Here is a 17,473-nt window from a genome sequence, read left to right on the forward strand (position 1 = left end):
CGTAGCATATCGGGGTTCATGCGTCCTTTATGGCGTCGCTCCGATTGCGTTCAAAATTTATGTATAGATTATGATGTGAGGAAAAAAAATGTTTGCTAAAGTACTGATAGCTAACCGTGGAGAGATAGCGTGCCGTATTATCCGTACTCTCAAGAAAATGAAGATCGCTTCTGTCGCGGTCTATTCGCATGCCGATGCCGGATCACTTCATGTGATGATGGCGGATGAAGCGATATGTTTGGGGGAGCCGCCTGCAAAAGAGAGTTATCTGGATGTAGAGAAAATTATCCAAGCGGCGAAAGAGACGGGTGCCGATGCGATTCATCCCGGATACGGTTTTTTGAGTGAAAATGCAGCATTCTCACGTCGATGTGCGCAAGAGGGGATCGTGTTTATCGGACCGACACCGAAGCATATGGAAGATTTTGGACTGAAACATACCGCCCGTTCTATGGCAAAAGCTCAAAATGTTCCGCTTTTACCGGGTACCGAGCTTCTTGAAAATGTGCAGGAAGCATTGCGTGCCGCTCAAGAGATCGGCTATCCGGTCATGCTCAAAAGTACGGCCGGTGGCGGGGGAATCGGAATGCAGCTGTGCTACGGTGCCGAAGATCTTGAAAACGGTTTCGAATCGGTCGGCCGTCTCAGCAAGAGCAACTTTTCGCAAGGGGGGATCTACCTCGAAAAATTCGTAGCCTCTGCACGCCACATCGAGGTACAGATATTCGGTGACGGAAAAGGGGATGTGATCGCTTTGGGTGAGCGGGACTGCTCGCTTCAGCGCCGTAACCAAAAAGTGATCGAAGAGACACCGGCCCCAGGATTATCCGAAGAGGTTCGTGATGCATTACGCAGTGCAGCAGTCAATTTGGCCCGTTCGGCATCGTATAAATCGGCCGGAACAGTAGAGTTCGTCTACGATACGACGGAAGAAAAGTTCTATTTTCTGGAAGTGAATACAAGATTACAGGTCGAACACGGGGTAACCGAAGAGATATTCGGAGTAGATTTGGTCGAGTGGATGATACTTGAAGCTGCCGGAGAGCTGGGCGATGTGCTGAAAAAAAGCTATACGCCGAGCGGACACTCGATTCAGGTGAGGGTTTATGCGGAAGATCCGTTGAAAAACTTTCAACCGAGTTCGGGGGTACTCAGTGAAGTTGTTTTTTCGGAAAATATCCGATGCGAGACATGGATCGAGCGCGGGAGTGCCATTTCACCGTATTATGACCCGATGATTGCCAAATTGATCGTACACTCTTCCAGCCGTGACGAAGCAATCGAAGCGATGAAGAGCGCATTGAGCGAGACGACACTGTATGGGATCGTTACCAATATCGGATATTTGAAAAGTGTTCTGGACGAAGAGGTATTTGCAAAAGGGGAACAGACTACGAAATATCTGGGGACGCTCAATTATTCCCCTGCTATTGTCGAAGTGATCAAGCCGGGGACCCATACGACGGTTCAATCCGCACCGGGACGGATCGGTTACTGGGATATCGGTGTTCCCCCCTCGGGTCCTATGGACTCACTCTCGTTTCGTCTGGGGAACCGACTGCTAGGGAACGATGAAAAAGCACCCGGTTTGGAAATGACGGTAACGGGTTCGACGCTGAAGTTTCATTTTCCGACACGGATCGTGCTGACCGGAGCCGCGATGAAAGCTCAGCTCAACGGAGCGGAAGCGGCTTATTGGGAAACCATCGAAATTTCTGCAGGCGATATCCTGAAAATGGGGATTATCGAAGGAGCGGGCGCCCGTACCTATCTGCTTATTGACGGTGGATTTGACGTTCCCGAGTATCTGGGGAGTACGGCGACATTTACGCTGGGTGAATTCGGCGGCCATGCAGGGAGAATCCTGCAGATCGGCGATCAGCTCAGTACCCACCGATCCGATGAGAAAAAATTTCAGGCAGTCCTCGACGCCGCATTACGCCCGCAAATGGCCAAAGAGTGGAAAATCGGGGTGATTTACGGACCTCACGGAGCACCTGATTTTTTCAAAGAGGAGTACATTGAAACGTTTTTTGCTACCGATTGGGAGGTGCACTACAACTCCAACCGTACCGGAGTCCGGCTCATCGGTCCTAAACCGCTTTGGGCGCGGGAGGATGGAGGAGAAGCAGGATTGCATCCTTCCAATCTGCATGATAACGCTTATGCGATCGGTACGGTCGATTTTACCGGTGATATGCCGGTCATTTTAGGCCCTGACGGTCCCAGTCTGGGAGGGTTTGTCTGCCCGGTAACGATTGTGGGTGCGGAGCTGTGGAAAATGGGGCAGTTAGGCCCCAAAGACAGAGTCCGTTTCATTCCGATGACGTACGATGATGCCGTTAAGATGGAACGTGATTTAGAAGCGAAGATCGCAGGACTTGAGGGGACATTGCCATCTCTGCCGGCTCCGACCGTCACGAATCCGGTGGTAGCGGAAATCGCTGCCAACGATCGTCATGACGCGGTGAAAATACGGCTGTCGGGCGACCATTATATCCTGATCGAGTTCGGTCCGATGGAGCTTGATCTGACATTGCGTTTTCAGGTTCATGAACTGATGCGCCGGCTCAAAGCTGACAATGATGTCCGTTTGATCGATCTCACGCCGGGGATCCGCTCATTACAGATCCATTATGAGAGCCAAACACTCTCATTGACGGAACTATTGGAAAAAGTTAAGGGAGAACTTTCACGAATGCCGGCAACTCGGGATATCATCGTTCCGAGCCGTACGGTGTATCTTCCGTTGTCTTGGGATGACCCCTCAACGAAACTGGCGATCGAGAAATATATGCAGTCGGTACGTGACGATGCACCGTGGTGCCCGAGCAACATCGAATTCATCCGACGGATGAACGGTTTGAATGGCATCGAGGATGTCCAGAATATCCTTTTTGAAGCGGAATATCTGATCATGGGTCTCGGGGATGTTTATCTGGGTGCTCCGGTAGCGGTTCCCGTCGATCCGCGTCACCGTCTTGTGACGACCAAATACAATCCAGCCCGTACGTGGACACCGGAAAATGCGGTAGGAATCGGCGGAACGTATATGTGTGTTTACGGGATGGAAGGACCCGGCGGATATCAGTTCGTCGGACGGACGGTACAGATGTGGAACCGATATAAATCGACAACCGATTTTAAACTGGGCAAGCCGTGGCTATTGGAATTTTTCGACCGTATCCGATTCTATCCCGTCTCGCAGAATGAATTGGCACAAATGCGAAAAGATTTCATCAACGGGACGTTTTCATTGCGGATTGAAGAGGGAGAATTCTCCTTGGCAGAGTATCTCGAGTTTTTAGAGACGAACAGAGAATCGATCGATGCATTCAAAACAATCCAGCAAGAATCGTTCAACGCCGAACGCCAACGATGGGAGGCTTCAGGGATTTCGGCTTATGTCAGCGAAACACTCGAAACGGACGATGAGAGCGATTTCGCTGAAATTCCTGAGGGGTGCGAAGCGGTTTCGAGTTTTCTTTCCGGAAATGTATGGGAAATTTCGGTTAAAGCAGGGGACACAGTCCGTGAGGGGGATACGCTTGTGATTATCGAAGCGATGAAATCGGAAGTGATGATCGAGTCACCTGTTGCGGGGGAAGTGGTCGAAGTATTATGCGTACAGGGCGATACCGTTCATACGGGTCATACTCTTGTCATCATTAAAACAGAAGGTGTGTAATGAACAGCTGGATTTTACTGGCTCTGGCAATTTTATTAGAAGTTGCCGGGACGACATCAATGAAACTTTCAGACGGAATGCAAAAGATATTTCCTACGGTGATGATTTTCATTTTTTATGCGATGGCGTTTGTACTGATGCCGTTTGTGATGAAAAAAATTGAGATGAGTACGGTGTATGCGATCTGGACGGGTGCGGGGACGGTAATGGTGACAGTGATAGGGATTGCCTATTTCAGCGAATCTTCCAATCCGATCAAACTGGCCAGTATTGCATTGATCGCATTTGGAGTTGTTGGTCTGCATTTTGCCGAACGCAGTTCACAAGGAGGGTTAGGATGAGAGAGTTGAAAACGATAGGTGATTATCTGCATCAGTATCGGGTAGAAGGTCGTGGCGTCAGAGAAGTAATTCAGAGTTGTCTTGACAAATCGAGTATGTTTGATGATAAAAACATTTGGATTGCCAAAGCGGATACATCATTTCTGGAACCGTATTTCCTCCGTTTGGAAGGGTGTGATCCTGCCTCATTGCCGCTATACGGAGTTCCGTTTGCGGTAAAAGACAACATCGATATTGCAGGGATGAACACAACGGCCGGATGTGCGGAATTTTCCTATCTTCCGAGCGAACATGCGTTTGTGGTCAAACAGCTGATTGAAGCCGGTGCGATTCCGATCGGCAAGACCAATCTGGACCAGTTTGCGTCAGGGCTTGTCGGGACACGAAGCCCTTATGGAGAGGGGATTAATCTATTTAATCCCGATTACGTCTCCGGAGGGTCGAGTTCAGGGTCAGCATTGGCCGTGACTGCGGGGATCGTCCCTTTTTCGCTGGGAACCGATACGGCAGGATCGGGCCGCGTTCCTGCCGCGTTCGGAAACATCGTCGGGTTAAAACCGACACGGGGGGCATTGAGTATCCGAGGGGTTGTCCCCGCATGCAAAAGTCTCGATTGTGTCGCCATTTTTGCCCAAAACTGCGAAGATGCCGGACGTGTTTATGACCTGTGCGGCATCGTTGATGATGAGGACTCCTTTTCACGTTCGAAAAGTTGCATTATTCCGTTCGGAGGGACGTTTCGTTTCGGGGTACCGAGAGAAGAGCAACTGGAATTTTTCGGAAACAGTGCGTACGAATCCCTGTTTTGGGAGAGTGTTAAAAAACTCGAGTCGTTAGGGGGGATCCGATGCGAGATTGATTTTTCCCCTTTTATCGAGACGGCAAAACTGCTCTACCACGGACCGTGGATTGCCGAACGCTACTGCGGGATTAAATCCTTCGCCGATACGCAGAGCGACGCAATGCTGGACGTGACCCGAGGGATTATCCTCTCCGGTGCCAAACCGAGCGCTATGGATGCGTTTGAAGGGTTTTACCGCCTCTCTGAGCTCAAAAAAATCAGCGACCGGATTATGGACTCGGTCGATATGATCATGACGCCTACGGCCGGGACAATCTACCGTCGTGATGAAATTCGTGAACAGCCGCTCGCGTTGAATACGAATCTCGGCTATTACACCAATTTTATGAATCTGCTTGATCTGAGCGCATGCGCCGTTCCTGCCGGATTTACCTCTGAGGGGCTGCCGTTTGGGGTGACCCTTGCCGCACCGGCCTGGTATGAACATTCTCTTTTAAATGTCGGAGCAAAATTGCATGCTGCATCAGGGTATGAAAGCGGTCTTATTGAACCGCACCAACCGAAAACGGTTGTTTTAGCCGTTTGCGGGGCGCATATGTCCGGTCTTCCCCTGAATCATGAATTAACCGACAGAGGGGCACGGCTGGTTGAAAAATCTTCAACCGCCCCGCAGTACCGCTTTTTTGCTCTGGAAAACTTTACCCCTCCGCGTCCGGGGCTTGTCCAGGTGAATGAAGGCGGCGGCACAATTGAAGTTGAACTTTGGGAGATTCCTAGCGAAGAGTTCGGATCGTTTTTTAGCGGAGTTCCCTCACCATTGGCTCTGGGGAGCCTGATATTGGCCGATGGCAAAGTAGTCAAAGGATTTCTTTGCGAGAGTTACGCAGTTGAGGGGGCAAAAGAGATCACTGCCTTAGGCGGATGGAGAAATTATTTACAATAAAGAATTCACCCTAAACCCTCATCAGCAGGTTTGACTATTGAGCCTGCTGCAGCTGCAACAAACCCCACTGCTCACCGCCATTTCAATCATTTACATATATTTTTAAAGGGCAGGCTTCTTGCAAAATAGATAGGGGAAGAAAGATAAAAATGGCCGCCGAAGCGGCCTAAAGAGAATCCATTAAAATTTATACGTTAGATAAACTTGGATGTTATTGTAATATTTGGCATCGTTATAATCATTGGCTTTAGAGTAGACGTAAGCGAGGCTTGTGTCGAGCGAACCGAAAGATTTAGCAGCGGTTAGGGTATATTCGCGCATATCGTTATCGCCGTTTGCCGCACGCTGATCTACATCCGTATAAAAGAATCCAAGATCTACGATTTCAGGAACAGTATAAAGAGCGGTGACATTATAGGCGGTCGTACCCGCTTTGCCGACATATCCGAAGTTCCACCATGCTTCGGTGTAGAGTTTTGATTGCGCTCCGCCGCTCCCGCCGGTAGCCAAATTAGCGATTTGAAAGTTTGCCGATCCGTCTTTATCCGTTTGGGAAACGGCGGCGCTTAGCGTGAGGTTTTCAATCGCGGTGTATCCGATTTTAGCTGCATAAGCTTTAGAATTGTCAGACGAGTCAAGCGTATTATCCAAATTCAACACTGCCGCCTGAGCTCCTAACGTTATTCCGGAAAATTCTGTGTCGCCCTGAATCCAGTACGATTTAGCCGTATTTTTTAGTTCATAGAACCATGCTTGCAGTTCAGTGCCGTTAAACGATTTGTTTTTCGCCCCTACGACATAGGCCCCTTCATAAAACTTCTTGAACGGATTTTTTAATTTTCCTGAATCTGCAATAGCCGGATTGACCGTTGCAAATCCGTTAACGCCGTTACCTTTGTCGATATAGGCTCCGATAAGTGTCGTATCCGATAAATCGGTGTTTTCAACTAAAACAGCATCAAAAGTATTAGCCGCGATATTCCAAAGTTCGGTAAAAGCAAAAGGGGTGTCAAGACTCTGGCGCCCAAGAGTTACGGCTGTTTTATCCAATACGTTTTTATTTAAATAAACTTCGCTTAGCCAGACCTGGCTTCCCATCATCCCGGTCGCCCACGGTGCATTGACGATATTGCCGCCCATATTGGCAGTGGCTAATCCGGTACCGGCAATTTTTCCTTTGAATCCGGCTCCCAGATCGGCAGCGATGCCCATATCAATCCCGAATTGAGCGAATGCCCCTTCTTTGTTAAAAAGGTTAGGACGGCTAGTCCCATCAGGCGATCCATCGACAGTGCCGTAAAAGAATTTGCCGGCACCTGAAACTTCTATGTTGTCGACAGCAAAAGATGACGTATATAATAACAATGACGCCAATAAACTGATTTTTGTAACTCTCATAATGACTCCTAAACGGTTTTTGAGAAAAAACTGGGAGAAATATCTCTCTCTCCCGGGCTTTTATCCCTCCGTGTAGCCGCTTACGAGGCCGGATGCTCTCGGACCAGCACTTTGCAGTCGGAACCCTAGCATCCATTTATTGACAATATTGGGAGATATATTCCCCCCGAATTTTCTACATGAAATAATTATAATCTAATTGATTAAACTGTAATCATGTAATGTGATTAATTTATAATCAACTCAAAAGTAAATTTTAGAATAAAGAATAAACGATTGTGAGAATACGAGTGGAATAGCTATATGATTAAATCTTGTAAAGATGCAATTAATGGATTTTTTGTTAAAGAAAGTATACCGAAGCCCATAAAAATAGGGGTTTTTCGATGGTGCGGATGAAAGGACTTGAACCTTCACACCGTTAGGCACCAGATCCTAAGTCTGGCGTGTCTACCAATTTCACCACATCCGCATAAAAAAAAGTCTAAGGTGGTACGCCCTAGAGGATTCGAACCTCTGACCGATGCCTTAGAAGGGCATTGCTCTATCCAGCTGAGCTAAGGACGCGAGAGTATATATGGTGCGCCCGATAGGGTTCGAACCTATAACCTACGGATCCGAAGTCCGTTACTCTATCCAGTTGAGCTACGAACGCACATCCTTCTAAAACATCGCGTATCAGAAGAGTTTCAAACCAGAAACAAATGGGGTGGAATATGGGAATCGAACCCACGACCCTCAGAACCACAACCTGATGCTCTAACCGACTGAGCTAATTCCACCATATGTAAAAGATTCTGTTTGAAATGATACATTAAAATAAAAAAACATGGTCGGGGCGAGAGGACTCGAACCTCCGGCCCCTTGGTCCCAAACCAAGTACTCTAACCATACTGAGCTACGCCCCGACCTTCATCTAATTTTACTCAGGTGAGCTAATTAGTGAGGCGAAATTATAGTCGAAAATAAAAGAATTGTCAAGACTTTTGCGTAACCGTGTTAAACGAATCGTTTATCTTTTGTCCGGGTTGAGTATAAAAATGACGAAGCACGTGAAAAATAATGTATAATTGACTCTAATTGTACTGCAGATACTGTGTTGAGGATGGGGAATGAAAGGTATTTTTAGGAAAAAGGATATGAGCGGCACAAACGGAGAATTCCGTCGAAGCCTCGGTCTCATGGATGTAACGTTTATCGGTGTTGGTGCGGTTATCGGCGCCGGTATCTTCGTTATCACCGGTCAGGCGGCGGCAACGATGGCGGGACCGGCGATCGTATTGTCGTTCTTGCTCGGTGCCGTGATGATCGGGATTACGGCTCTTATATATGCGGAACTCAGCTCCGCCTATCCGGTTGCGGGGAGTGCGTACAGTTTTACATTTGCTTCTTTGGGGGAAGTATTTGCGTGGTTTGTGGGATGGAATCTGCTCCTTGAATACGGAGTGGCTACTGCCGCGGTGGCTACGGGGTGGTCCGGGTATCTGCGCCGTTTCTTGGAAAACTCTATGGGACTACATATCCCGCAAGCCCTCAGCGGCGCTTATAACCCGAGTGCAGGGACTTATATCGATATCAGTGCATTCGGGATTATTTTGGCTATTTTTGTTCTTCTGGCAATCGGTATCAAGGAGAGTGCAAAAGTTAATACGGCCATCGTATTTATTAAGCTTGGAGTTTTAGTAACATTCGTGGTAGTAGGATTGCCGCACGTTGATTTTCATAATCTCTCCAACTTTTTCCCGTTCGGATGGGAAGGGGTATGGCACGGAGCTTCATTGATTATTTTTGCTTACCTCGGATTTGATGCGATCAGTACGGTAGCTGAAGAGACGAAAAACCCTGAACGCAATATCCCGTTGGGACTTATCCTCTCCTTGGCTTTGAGTGTCGTCTTTTTTATCCTGGTGAGTTTTACCCTTACTGCAATCGTACCGTATCAGGAACTGAACGTTCCCGATGCGCTTGCTTTTGCATTGTACAAAGTAAATGAACCGTTTGCGGCAAACGTTATCGCTTTGGGTGCCGTTATTACGATTACGACGGTTATGATCGTTATGGGGCTCGGGTTTACCCGTATCTTTTTTGCCCTTGCACGCGACGGGCTATTGCCGAAGACACTAAGTGAAATTCATCCGAAATTCAATACTCCCTATAAAGCGACTATTATCGGCGGTATCTTGCTCAGTATTATGGCAGGGTTGATCCCTCTTAAAACGTTGGCGGAATTGGTCAATATCGGAACACTGTTCGCCTATTTGATGGTAGCGGTGGCGATTATCGTTCTTCGTCGCCAAAATAGTATTCAGCCGGTCTTTAAAATCCCTGCGTTTAAAATCCTGATGCCCCTTAATTTCATTCTGATTATATTTATGATGGCGGGGTTGCCGTTTGAGACATGGCTTCGCTTTATCGGATGGTCGGTTATCGGGATGTTGATTTACGCTTATTACAGTACGAAACGTTCAAAGGCAGAGTGATGGCGATATCGGTATGGCGTCAGGTTCTGACACTCCCCGTCATTGTTATCGCGATGGGGTATTTTGTTGATATTTACGACCTGATTTTGTTTGGGGTTGTGCGTGTCGAGAGTTTGAGCGAGTTGGGATTGGATAAAGAGGGTATTACTCTGTGGGGTTCGTATATCCTGAATGCCCAAATGGCTGGGATGCTGATCGGTGGGATTCTATGGGGGATTCTCGGGGATAAAAAAGGGCGACTCTCAGTACTGTTTGCCTCGATCATCCTCTATTCCGTTGCCAATTTGCTTAATGCGTTTGTTACCAATGTCGAGCAATATACGATTTTGCGTTTTATCGCGGGAATCGGCCTGGCGGGAGAATTGGGCGCGGGAGTGACGTTGGTTGCCGAGATTCTTCCCAAAGAGCTACGAGGGTATGGTGTCATGACCATTGCGGCGTTTGGGGTATTGGGTGTTGTGGCAGCTAAAGGTGTTGCCGGATATTTTGAGTGGCGCAATGCCTATATTATCGGAGGGGTATTGGGATTCATGCTCCTTGCACTGCGCTTTCGGGTTCGTGAGTCGGCGATGTTTGAGCATAATTTGAGCGATGATATCAAACGTGGGCAGTTTTTTGCCCTTTTTACCCATAAAAAGCTTTTTACTAAATACATCAAGGCGATCGTCATCGGGATGCCGTTGTGGTATGTCGTCGGTATTTTGGTGATGTTTTCTCCCGAGTTTGCGACCGCGCTTTCCATTCAGGGAGAAGTAACGGCGGGATCGGCGTTGATGTATACCTATATCGGTTTATCTGTCGGGGATTTGGCCAGCGGATATTTGTCTCAGCAGATGCGGAGCCGTAAGAAAGCGTATACGATTTTCATGGCCCTTTCGCTTTTAAGCGTTATCTATTATTTTACCCTTCAGGGTGCCAGTGCCGATGCGTTTTACATCGCTGTCTTTTTACTGGGGGTATTTTGCGGCTACTGGGCGCTGTTTATTACGATGGCGGCAGAGCAGTTCGGAACGAATATTCGTGCTACTGTCGCAACGACAGTACCTAATTTCGTTCGCGGATCGGTGGTGCCGATCACGTCGAGTTTCATGCTTCTGAAAGAGAGTATGGGTGTGTTGGGTGCTGCGGCCACAGTTGGATCGGTTGTATTTGTGATTGCGTTAGTCGCGCTGTATTATACGCGTGAGACGTTTCATGAAGATTTGGATTATATAGAAGCGTAATGTACTTTTCTGTTTAGTCAGAAAAGTACCAAAAGAGCATACCGTGATCCAAGAACGCTCGTTCCTCTCGGCACTACTGCCTCCGGAACGGCTCTAGGTATTGGATCACGGGAATTTTAAATAATAATGCCCTCACGCCACACTAAGAGCAAGGTCACCCGCAGTAGTGCGGAGGCGTACCGACAGCGATTTGGGGTGAGGGCGATTTCTTTTGATACTTTTCTATGAAAAGAAAAGTATAGAAATGATTAAAACTGAATCATCCCATCAACCGGTGAGCTTGCGGTCGCATACGGACGTTTCGGGATGCGTCCCGCAAGATAGCTTAAACGTCCTGCAATTACAGCATTCTTCATAGCTTCCGCCATCAGTATCGGATTTTGCGCCTGCGCAATCGCGGTGTTCGTCAAAACTCCGTCCGCTCCGAGTTCCATCGCTAACGCAGCATCACTCGCACATCCGATTCCCGCATCAACGATAATCGGCACTTTGACCGCTTCACGGACAAACACGATGTTATATTTGTTTTGAACGCCGAGACCTGATCCGATCGGAGCGGCGAGCGGCATGATCGCATGGGCACCCGCATCTTCCAATCGGCGTGCCATAATCGGATCATCCGAGGTATACGCCATAATAGTAAAACCGTCTTTGGCTAACACTTCACACGCTTTGATCGTCTCCAAAACATCGGGGTAGAGAGTTTTTTGGGTATCGCCGATTACTTCGAGTTTGATCAAATCGATCCCCGTCGCTTCGCGGGTAAGACGGAAAAGGGTAATCGCCTCTTCGGCTGTCGTACATCCGGCAGAGTTTGGCAGAAACTTGACGTTCGTTCCCGCAAAGGTATCACGGAGATTCGGCTCATTCGGATTGGTGATGTTCAAACGGCGTACGGCGACGGTGATCAGCTCAGAACCCGAGGCCAAAGTTGCCGCTTTGGTTGTTTCAAACGAGTCGTATTTACCGCTTCCGACGATGAGTCGGCTTCCGAGAGTATATTTTCCGATTTGTAATGTATGCATCCATATCCTTTTGTTTAGTCATGTAAAACTTTTAGTATGCTCAGAGGGAGAACCTCATGCTCGATTGCGCGAATTTTAGCAGTAAATTCTTCTAAATTATCATTAGGATTTTTAGTAAAACTTTTTTGCAAGATTATTTCACCGCCGTCTAGTTCATCGGTGACCCAGTGTACACTGACTCCGCATACTTTTTCATCGCTTTCGAAGCTGCGTTCGATTGCCCGGGCACCTTTGAACGCAGGGAGAAGTGCGGGATGGAGGTTTATGGAACGGATCTGCGATGTAAATACGGGGGTAAGAATCCGCATAAACCCGCACAGCACTACGAGATCGGGATTGTACTCTTGGATGAGTGAAACCAACGCTTCATCGTAGAGTTCGCGACTCTCAAAATCCCGGTGGTCAAGTATCTCGACCGGTATGCCGGCACTTCTGGCTTTGGCAATACCTCCCGCTTCGGGATTATTGGTGATAGCACAAACGATTGCGGCATGCTTAAGATGGATTTTTGTGATCAGATTGGCGAGGTTGGTCCCCTCGCCGCTAAAGAGGGCAACGATTTTTTTCATAAGCAGGTAATTCTTTCTATGAGGTCAAATGGGGTGAGGGCATAATTGTTTTTATCGAATTTCTGTGCAGCGAGGGTATGTGCGAGCGAACCTTGAATTGCCGCTTCCAACGGCGTATTCCCTTGTGCCAGCAGGGCACCGATAAGACCGCTTAGGACATCCCCGCTTCCCCCCTTGGCAAGAGCTACGGTTCCCAGCGGGTTGATATAAAACTCTTCTCCCTGCCCGATAATAACGTTGGAGCCTTTAAGCACTAACACCGTGTTTGGATAGGCGGAGCAAAATTTCTCAACGTAAGTGAAACGGTTGCTTTGCAATGCGCTAACATCGATATCGGCGATACCGGTGAGCCGTAAAATTTGGGTGAACTCTTTGGGATGCGGGGTAAGGACGAGCGAGGTGCGTTTTAAAAGTTTGCTAAACATCGGATGGTAAAAAATATCGGCATCCAAAACCAGCGGAAGGGTATTGTCCAGCAAAGAGGAGAGCTCATCGTCGCAAAACTCTACCCCCAGCCCCATCCCCAGTGCAATAGCCGTGGCCGTTGAGGGAATGGAATGGCTTTGCATCAGCTCATAAGGGATGGTTACGTTTTCGTTACTGATCAGACTCACCAATCCCGTTCCGAAACGGAGGGCTGCTGAGCCTGCGATTACGGATGCGCCTGCTTTTTCGCCGCAGACTACCGCCAAATGGCCGTAGCTTCCTTTATGGGAAGAGGCTCGGATTCTGTTTGGGAGTGATAAGTCCTGAGATTCTAATAACTTCCATGGCGACGGTGTCTCATATCGCTTTTTATGTACTCCTAAATCCGCAACGATGATTTCGCCGCAGACCTCTTTGGCGCCGTCGCTGAAAAGCGAACGTTTATAAGCCCCCATCGTGACCGTGATATCGGCATAAAAAACATTAGTATCGAATGTGCCCTCGGCGTAAAGGCCGCTGGGGACGTCACACGCTATTTTGAGTCCGCTCATCCCATTCATCAAGATCAAAGCTTCGATAGCCGTCGGGCCGAGAGGACGGTTCAACCCTGAACCGAAAAGTGCATCAACGATAACGTCATAGTCTCCTTCGATAGGAGCATGTTTTAATCCTAACGCTTCGACGCGATCCCGCTGAAGATGGGCAAGCGGCGAACTCGCACCGAAAGGAATATGGAGAGAGATATGAAAATCCCCTTCCAGAAGCCTTGCTAGGGCTAAGCCGTCCGCTCCGTTGTTTCCGCTGCCGCAGACAATGAGAACGGATGAATTGGCGTTAAACCGCGCTCGGATCAAGTGTGCCATCGCCATTGCGGCATGTTCCATCATCACCTCTTCACTGAGGGCAAATTTCGTAACGCCGCGCTGATCAAGAGGTGATACGTCAAGGTAAAGATTTTGCATAAACAGACACCAGTTTTAAAGGGTTATTGAGCTATAATAATTTTATGAACAACGATTATATCGCAATAGCCAAAAACACACTTGAAATTGAAGCGCAAGCTCTCCGTGAAGGATCTGAACGGCTCGGAGAAGAGATAGCGCGTGCGGTAGAGATTATTCTCTCATGCAAAGGAAAATTGGTTATAACGGGTGTCGGAAAATCGGGACTGATCGGGGCTAAAATAGCCGCAACGTTTGCCTCTACCGGGACACCGAGCTTTTTCCTCCATCCGACCGAAGCGCTACACGGCGATTTAGGGATGATAGGACGTGAGGATGCGGTACTGGCGATCAGTTACAGCGGCGAGAGTCCTGAACTCAGTTCTATTCTTCCGCACATCAAGCGTTTCGATATCCCTTTGATCGGGATGACGCGCAATGCCGCTTCGACACTCGGACGTTACAGTGATGAAGTGATCAATATCAATGTTGAACACGAAGCGTGCCCGCTGGATATCGCTCCGACCAGTTCAACGACGCTGACATTGGCCATGGGGGACGCGTTGGCGGTATGTTTGATGAAGGCACGGAATTTTCAAAAAGAGGATTTTGCCTCTTTCCATCCCGGCGGTGCATTGGGCAAACGCCTTTTTGTTAAAGTAAGTGATCTGATGCGGACGGAGAACCTTCCGATCGTCAATGAAAACACTCCGTTGAAAGAGGCGATTCTCATCCTCAGCGAAGGACGATTGGGAACCGTGATGCTCACAAACAATGAAGGAAAACTTTCAGGTCTTTTGAGTGACGGCGATATTCGCCGTGCGTTGATGAGCGAATCGTTTTCTCTCGATGCCTCCGCCAAGGCGTATGCAACCAAAAAACCCCTTGTAATCGATGATGCGTCGATGCTTGCCAGTGATGCGCTGGTATTGATCGAGACGAAAAAAATCCAGTTGCTGGTGGTCACCGACCGAGCCGGCGTTATTCAAGGTGCATTGCATCTTCATACACTCGTGGAAGCAGGTATCTCATGATGCGACTTAACAAATTTATTGCCCACTATTCGACCTATTCGCGCCGTGAAGCCGATCAGGCGATTTTAGACGGCTATGTCCGGATTGACGGTGAAATCGAAACCAATCCCGCCACACAGGTGGATGAACGCCATGCAAACGTCATGATCAGCGGGAATAAAATCACCCCGACGGATCAATTCACGGTGATCGTTTATAACAAACCGCGCGGAGAGTTGGTAACGAAAAAAGACCCGCAGGGGCGTAAAACGATTTACGATTCTTTGGCTAAACAGTATCGTCATTACATCCCGATAGGACGGCTTGACTTCGCCTCCGAGGGACTGTTGCTCCTCACCGATGCGTCACGGGTTGCTACGGCATTGATGACCTCGAAAATGGAACGGGTGTACAAGATTAAGATCAAAGGTCCCGTGACCGAAGCGATGAAAGTGGCTATGGGGGAAGGGCTGGAGCTTGAAGACGCGAGCGCCGGTGCCCATGAACACGCGGAAGCCGGCCCGATGAGCTTCGCCCCTTTTTATGCGTATCAGGTGCAAAAAGACCAAGGGGATTATTCGGTTCTCAAAGTTGCGATCGGTGAGGGGCAAAACCGCGAGCTTCGCCGATTTTTCGCCCATTTCGGTGCCGAGGTCGTCGACCTCAAACGGCTCAGTTTCGGGGGGATCGATCTGAATAATCTTCCGACCGGAAAAGTACGCTTTTTGGAGCGGAGCGAATACGCATCGTTGCGTGAATTCTTGGATGCTTTGGAAAAAGCGGAAAAACAAAAACAAAAGAGTGAAAAAAAAGCGCCGCGTGCTGAGGGAAAATCAGAATTCAAACCGGCAAAAACGTTTACGAAAGAGAAATCAAAAGCCAAACCGAAATCTTCCAACGAGCCTTTCGGTACGAATAAGTACAAACCGGAAAAAAAATTTGCAAAAGGTGAACACAAAAAATGAAAACACTCAAATTTCCAACCAGTCATAAAACACAGTTAATGGATATTAGTGCAGAAGTGAGAGAAGCGGTCATTATGTCGGGTATTAAAGAGGGTATTTGTGTCGTGTTCACTCCGCATACGACAGGAAGCATCTTTTTATTCGAAAATGCAGACCAAAATCTTCGCCGTGATTTATTGTCAGCTCTTTCCAAAGTCATTCCGAGTGATGCGCAATACGCTCATGTCGGAAGCAATGCGGCAGCCCATCTAAAATCATCCCGTATGGGTGCATCGGTTAGCATCCCCGTACATGAGGGGCGTCCGATGTTCGGAAAATGGCAGGGTGTTTTCTTCGGTGAATTTGACGGACCGCGTCAAGAACGTGAAGTGATTATCAAAGTAATAGCAGGTTAATTATGGCCGATTTGACCTATCTGCTTCGTCCGAAAAAATTTGACGATGTGGTAGGCCAGCCTCACCTTTGTTCTCCTGATTCCCCATTGCGTTCTCTGTGTGAGAACGGTAATCTTACCCACTCTTTTTTTTACGGTCCTCCCGGCTGTGGCAAGACGACATTGGCGCGGATTATTGCCGAAGTGATGGGCTTGCCCTTTTACGAATTTAATGCCACATCTCTTAAAATCGAACAGCTCCGCAAAATTTTCGATCAATATGAAAATTCACTCACCAAGCCGCTTATTTTCATCGATGAGGTACACCGTCTAGCAAAGAATCAGCAGGAAGTGTTACTCCCGGTTATGGAAAAAAACAGCGTGTTAGTGATCGGTGCATCGACGGAAAATCCCTATTTTTCGCTTACGGCAGCGATGCGATCCCGTTCGTTGTTGTTTGAACTCTATTCGATTACACATGAAGCGTTAGACGATTTGTTAGTTCGAACGGCTATTGAGATGGACGAAGAGGCACGCGAATATTTGATTGCCAGTTCGGGCGGCGATGCGCGTGCAATGCTCAAACTTCTCGAAGTCTCTTGTGCACTAAATAAACCGATTACATTGGGACTACTCAAATCGCTCCGTCCTGCTGCACAAAGTTTGGGAAGCTCCGAAGCGGGAGTCCATTACGATCTTGCTTCCGCACTGATCAAAAGTATCCGGGGAAGCGATCCCGATGCGGCGATTTATTATCTCGCCCGTCTTATAGAAGGGGGAGAACCGCCGGAATTTATCGCCCGCCGTCTGGTCATTCTCTCATCCGAAGATGTGGGAAATGCCAATCCTCAGGCGTTGACGCTGACGACCTCGGCGATGATGAGCGTAAAGCAGATCGGCTATCCCGAAGCACGGATTATTTTGGCTCAAGCCGTGATCTATCTGTGTGCTTCGCCTAAATCCAATACGGCCTACAACGCGATCAATTCGGCACAGCAAGCCGTCAAAAACGGAGTCATTCTGGACATTCCCACCCATTTGCGCCAACAGCATAAAGGGTATTTGTATCCGCACGACTTCGGCGGTTGGGTAGATCAGCAATACCTATCGAAACCGCTCAAGTTTGTCGAATTTAAAAACAGCGGGTATGAAGCGAAGATGGGGGAGTGGATTCAAAAAGTGTGGAACCGTTCTAAAGTATAAAAAATCTGTCTGATGTAAATGAGCCGCGCGCGAAGCAGTAGTGCGAGAGTCGCGCGTTAGCGAACCATCAGACAGATGAGGTT

Annotated in this window: 13 protein-coding genes, 5 tRNA genes and 1 riboswitch; of the genes, 9 read left to right on the forward strand and 9 right to left on the reverse strand. The window is 48.3% G+C overall.

Annotated elements, in window-relative coordinates; all coding sequences use genetic code 11:
- Nucleotides 1-88 precede the first annotated feature (88 nt).
- From uca to atzF, 3 genes are read left to right on the forward strand one after another with little or no spacing between them, the layout of a single operon-like run.
- The gene (gene uca / locus SULKU_RS00650; RefSeq protein ID WP_013458993.1) at nt 89-3,688 is read left to right on the forward strand and encodes an urea carboxylase; all 3,600 of its coding nucleotides are present in this window, start codon (nt 89-91) and stop codon (nt 3,686-3,688) included.
- Nucleotides 3,688-4,029 (forward strand): DMT family transporter, encoded by a 342-nt coding sequence (locus SULKU_RS00655; RefSeq protein WP_013458994.1) that lies wholly within the window; start codon nt 3,688-3,690, stop codon nt 4,027-4,029. The genes uca and SULKU_RS00655 overlap by 1 nt, the downstream gene beginning before the upstream one ends.
- Nucleotides 4,026-5,774, forward strand: coding sequence for an allophanate hydrolase (gene atzF, locus SULKU_RS00660; RefSeq protein ID WP_013458995.1), 1,749 nt, complete (start codon nt 4,026-4,028; stop codon nt 5,772-5,774). Before SULKU_RS00655 ends, atzF begins: the two co-directional genes overlap by 4 nt.
- Before the next feature lie 180 nt (nt 5,775-5,954).
- Here atzF and SULKU_RS00665 read toward each other — a convergent pair whose 3' ends face one another.
- The 6 genes from SULKU_RS00665 to SULKU_RS00690 all read right to left on the reverse strand — a co-directional run bounded on the left by SULKU_RS00665 (nt 5,955) and on the right by SULKU_RS00690 (nt 8,080).
- Entirely contained in the window at nt 5,955-7,172 is a 1,218-nt protein-coding gene (locus SULKU_RS00665; protein ID WP_013458996.1) for a hypothetical protein, read from the reverse strand.
- A 47-nt stretch (nt 7,173-7,219) separates the two neighbouring features.
- A riboswitch (guanidine-I (ykkC/yxkD leader) is annotated at nt 7,220-7,312 on the reverse strand.
- A 247-nt stretch (nt 7,313-7,559) separates the two neighbouring features.
- A tRNA-Leu gene (locus tag SULKU_RS00670) sits at nt 7,560-7,644 on the reverse strand.
- An 18-nt stretch (nt 7,645-7,662) separates the two neighbouring features.
- Nucleotides 7,663-7,739, reverse strand: a tRNA-Arg gene (locus tag SULKU_RS00675).
- A gap of 11 nt (nt 7,740-7,750) precedes the next feature.
- Nucleotides 7,751-7,827: transfer RNA gene (locus SULKU_RS00680), tRNA-Arg, on the reverse strand.
- 50 nt (nt 7,828-7,877) lie between these two features.
- Nucleotides 7,878-7,954, reverse strand: a tRNA-His gene (locus SULKU_RS00685).
- Nucleotides 7,955-8,002: 48 nt separating this feature from the next.
- A tRNA-Pro gene (locus tag SULKU_RS00690) sits at nt 8,003-8,080 on the reverse strand.
- 204 nt (nt 8,081-8,284) lie between these two features.
- Between SULKU_RS00690 and SULKU_RS00695 the strand changes: the two genes are divergently transcribed.
- Nucleotides 8,285-9,652 carry an amino acid permease gene (locus SULKU_RS00695; protein WP_041666704.1) on the forward strand — a complete coding sequence of 456 codons (1,368 nt, stop codon included), beginning with the start codon at nt 8,285-8,287 and terminating at the stop codon, nt 9,650-9,652.
- A complete protein-coding gene (locus SULKU_RS00700; protein ID WP_013458998.1) occupies nt 9,652-10,875 on the forward strand; it encodes an MFS transporter in 1,224 nt (407 codons plus the stop codon). The genes SULKU_RS00695 and SULKU_RS00700 overlap by 1 nt, the downstream gene beginning before the upstream one ends.
- A gap of 248 nt (nt 10,876-11,123) precedes the next feature.
- Here SULKU_RS00700 and SULKU_RS00705 read toward each other — a convergent pair whose 3' ends face one another.
- Genes SULKU_RS00705 through SULKU_RS00715 form a run of 3 tightly spaced genes read right to left on the reverse strand, consistent with a single transcriptional unit; the run spans nt 11,124 to nt 13,857 of the window.
- The gene (locus SULKU_RS00705) at nt 11,124-11,900 is read right to left on the reverse strand and encodes a thiazole synthase (protein WP_013458999.1); all 777 of its coding nucleotides are present in this window, start codon (nt 11,898-11,900) and stop codon (nt 11,124-11,126) included.
- 14 nt (nt 11,901-11,914) lie between these two features.
- Nucleotides 11,915-12,469: a phosphoribosylglycinamide formyltransferase gene (gene purN, locus SULKU_RS00710; protein ID WP_013459000.1), complete on the reverse strand. Its 555-nt coding sequence runs from the start codon at nt 12,467-12,469 to the stop codon at nt 11,915-11,917.
- Nucleotides 12,466-13,857 carry a bifunctional ADP-dependent NAD(P)H-hydrate dehydratase/NAD(P)H-hydrate epimerase gene (locus SULKU_RS00715; RefSeq protein WP_013459001.1) on the reverse strand — a complete coding sequence of 464 codons (1,392 nt, stop codon included), beginning with the start codon at nt 13,855-13,857 and terminating at the stop codon, nt 12,466-12,468. The genes purN and SULKU_RS00715 overlap by 4 nt, the downstream gene beginning before the upstream one ends.
- Nucleotides 13,858-13,901: 44 nt before the next feature.
- On the opposite strand from SULKU_RS00715, the gene SULKU_RS00720 reads away from it, so the two are divergent.
- Genes SULKU_RS00720 through SULKU_RS00735 form a run of 4 tightly spaced genes read left to right on the forward strand, consistent with a single transcriptional unit; the run spans nt 13,902 to nt 17,390 of the window.
- A complete protein-coding gene (locus SULKU_RS00720; RefSeq protein WP_013459002.1) occupies nt 13,902-14,870 on the forward strand; it encodes a KpsF/GutQ family sugar-phosphate isomerase in 969 nt (322 codons plus the stop codon).
- Complete coding sequence (locus tag SULKU_RS00725; RefSeq protein WP_013459003.1) at nt 14,867-15,814, forward strand: pseudouridine synthase; 948 nt, start codon at nt 14,867-14,869, stop codon at nt 15,812-15,814. Before SULKU_RS00720 ends, SULKU_RS00725 begins: the two co-directional genes overlap by 4 nt.
- Nucleotides 15,811-16,209, forward strand: a complete 399-nt coding sequence (locus SULKU_RS00730; RefSeq protein ID WP_013459004.1) for a secondary thiamine-phosphate synthase enzyme YjbQ — start codon at nt 15,811-15,813, stop codon at nt 16,207-16,209. The genes SULKU_RS00725 and SULKU_RS00730 overlap by 4 nt, the downstream gene beginning before the upstream one ends.
- A 2-nt stretch (nt 16,210-16,211) precedes the next feature.
- Entirely contained in the window at nt 16,212-17,390 is a 1,179-nt protein-coding gene (locus SULKU_RS00735) for a replication-associated recombination protein A (protein ID WP_013459005.1), read from the forward strand.
- Nucleotides 17,391-17,473: the final 83 nt, after the last annotated feature.

It is taken from the genome of Sulfuricurvum kujiense DSM 16994, assembly GCF_000183725.1.
In the GTDB taxonomy this organism is placed as follows: Bacteria; Campylobacterota; Campylobacteria; order Campylobacterales; family Sulfurimonadaceae; genus Sulfuricurvum; species Sulfuricurvum kujiense.

Coding starts and splice junctions, on each gene's coding strand:
- uca (WP_013458993.1), top strand. CDS start 89: ATGTTTGCTAAAGTACTGATAGCTAACCGTGGAGAGATAGCGTGCCGT.
- SULKU_RS00655 (WP_013458994.1), top strand. CDS start 3,688: ATGAACAGCTGGATTTTACTGGCTCTGGCAATTTTATTAGAAGTTGCC.
- atzF (WP_013458995.1), top strand. CDS start 4,026: ATGAGAGAGTTGAAAACGATAGGTGATTATCTGCATCAGTATCGGGTA.
- SULKU_RS00665 (WP_013458996.1), bottom strand. CDS start 7,172: ATGAGAGTTACAAAAATCAGTTTATTGGCGTCATTGTTATTATATACG.
- SULKU_RS00695 (WP_041666704.1), top strand. CDS start 8,285: ATGAAAGGTATTTTTAGGAAAAAGGATATGAGCGGCACAAACGGAGAA.
- SULKU_RS00700 (WP_013458998.1), top strand. CDS start 9,652: ATGGCGATATCGGTATGGCGTCAGGTTCTGACACTCCCCGTCATTGTT.
- SULKU_RS00705 (WP_013458999.1), bottom strand. CDS start 11,900: ATGCATACATTACAAATCGGAAAATATACTCTCGGAAGCCGACTCATC.
- purN (WP_013459000.1), bottom strand. CDS start 12,469: ATGAAAAAAATCGTTGCCCTCTTTAGCGGCGAGGGGACCAACCTCGCC.
- SULKU_RS00715 (WP_013459001.1), bottom strand. CDS start 13,857: ATGCAAAATCTTTACCTTGACGTATCACCTCTTGATCAGCGCGGCGTT.
- SULKU_RS00720 (WP_013459002.1), top strand. CDS start 13,902: ATGAACAACGATTATATCGCAATAGCCAAAAACACACTTGAAATTGAA.
- SULKU_RS00725 (WP_013459003.1), top strand. CDS start 14,867: ATGATGCGACTTAACAAATTTATTGCCCACTATTCGACCTATTCGCGC.
- SULKU_RS00730 (WP_013459004.1), top strand. CDS start 15,811: ATGAAAACACTCAAATTTCCAACCAGTCATAAAACACAGTTAATGGAT.
- SULKU_RS00735 (WP_013459005.1), top strand. CDS start 16,212: ATGGCCGATTTGACCTATCTGCTTCGTCCGAAAAAATTTGACGATGTG.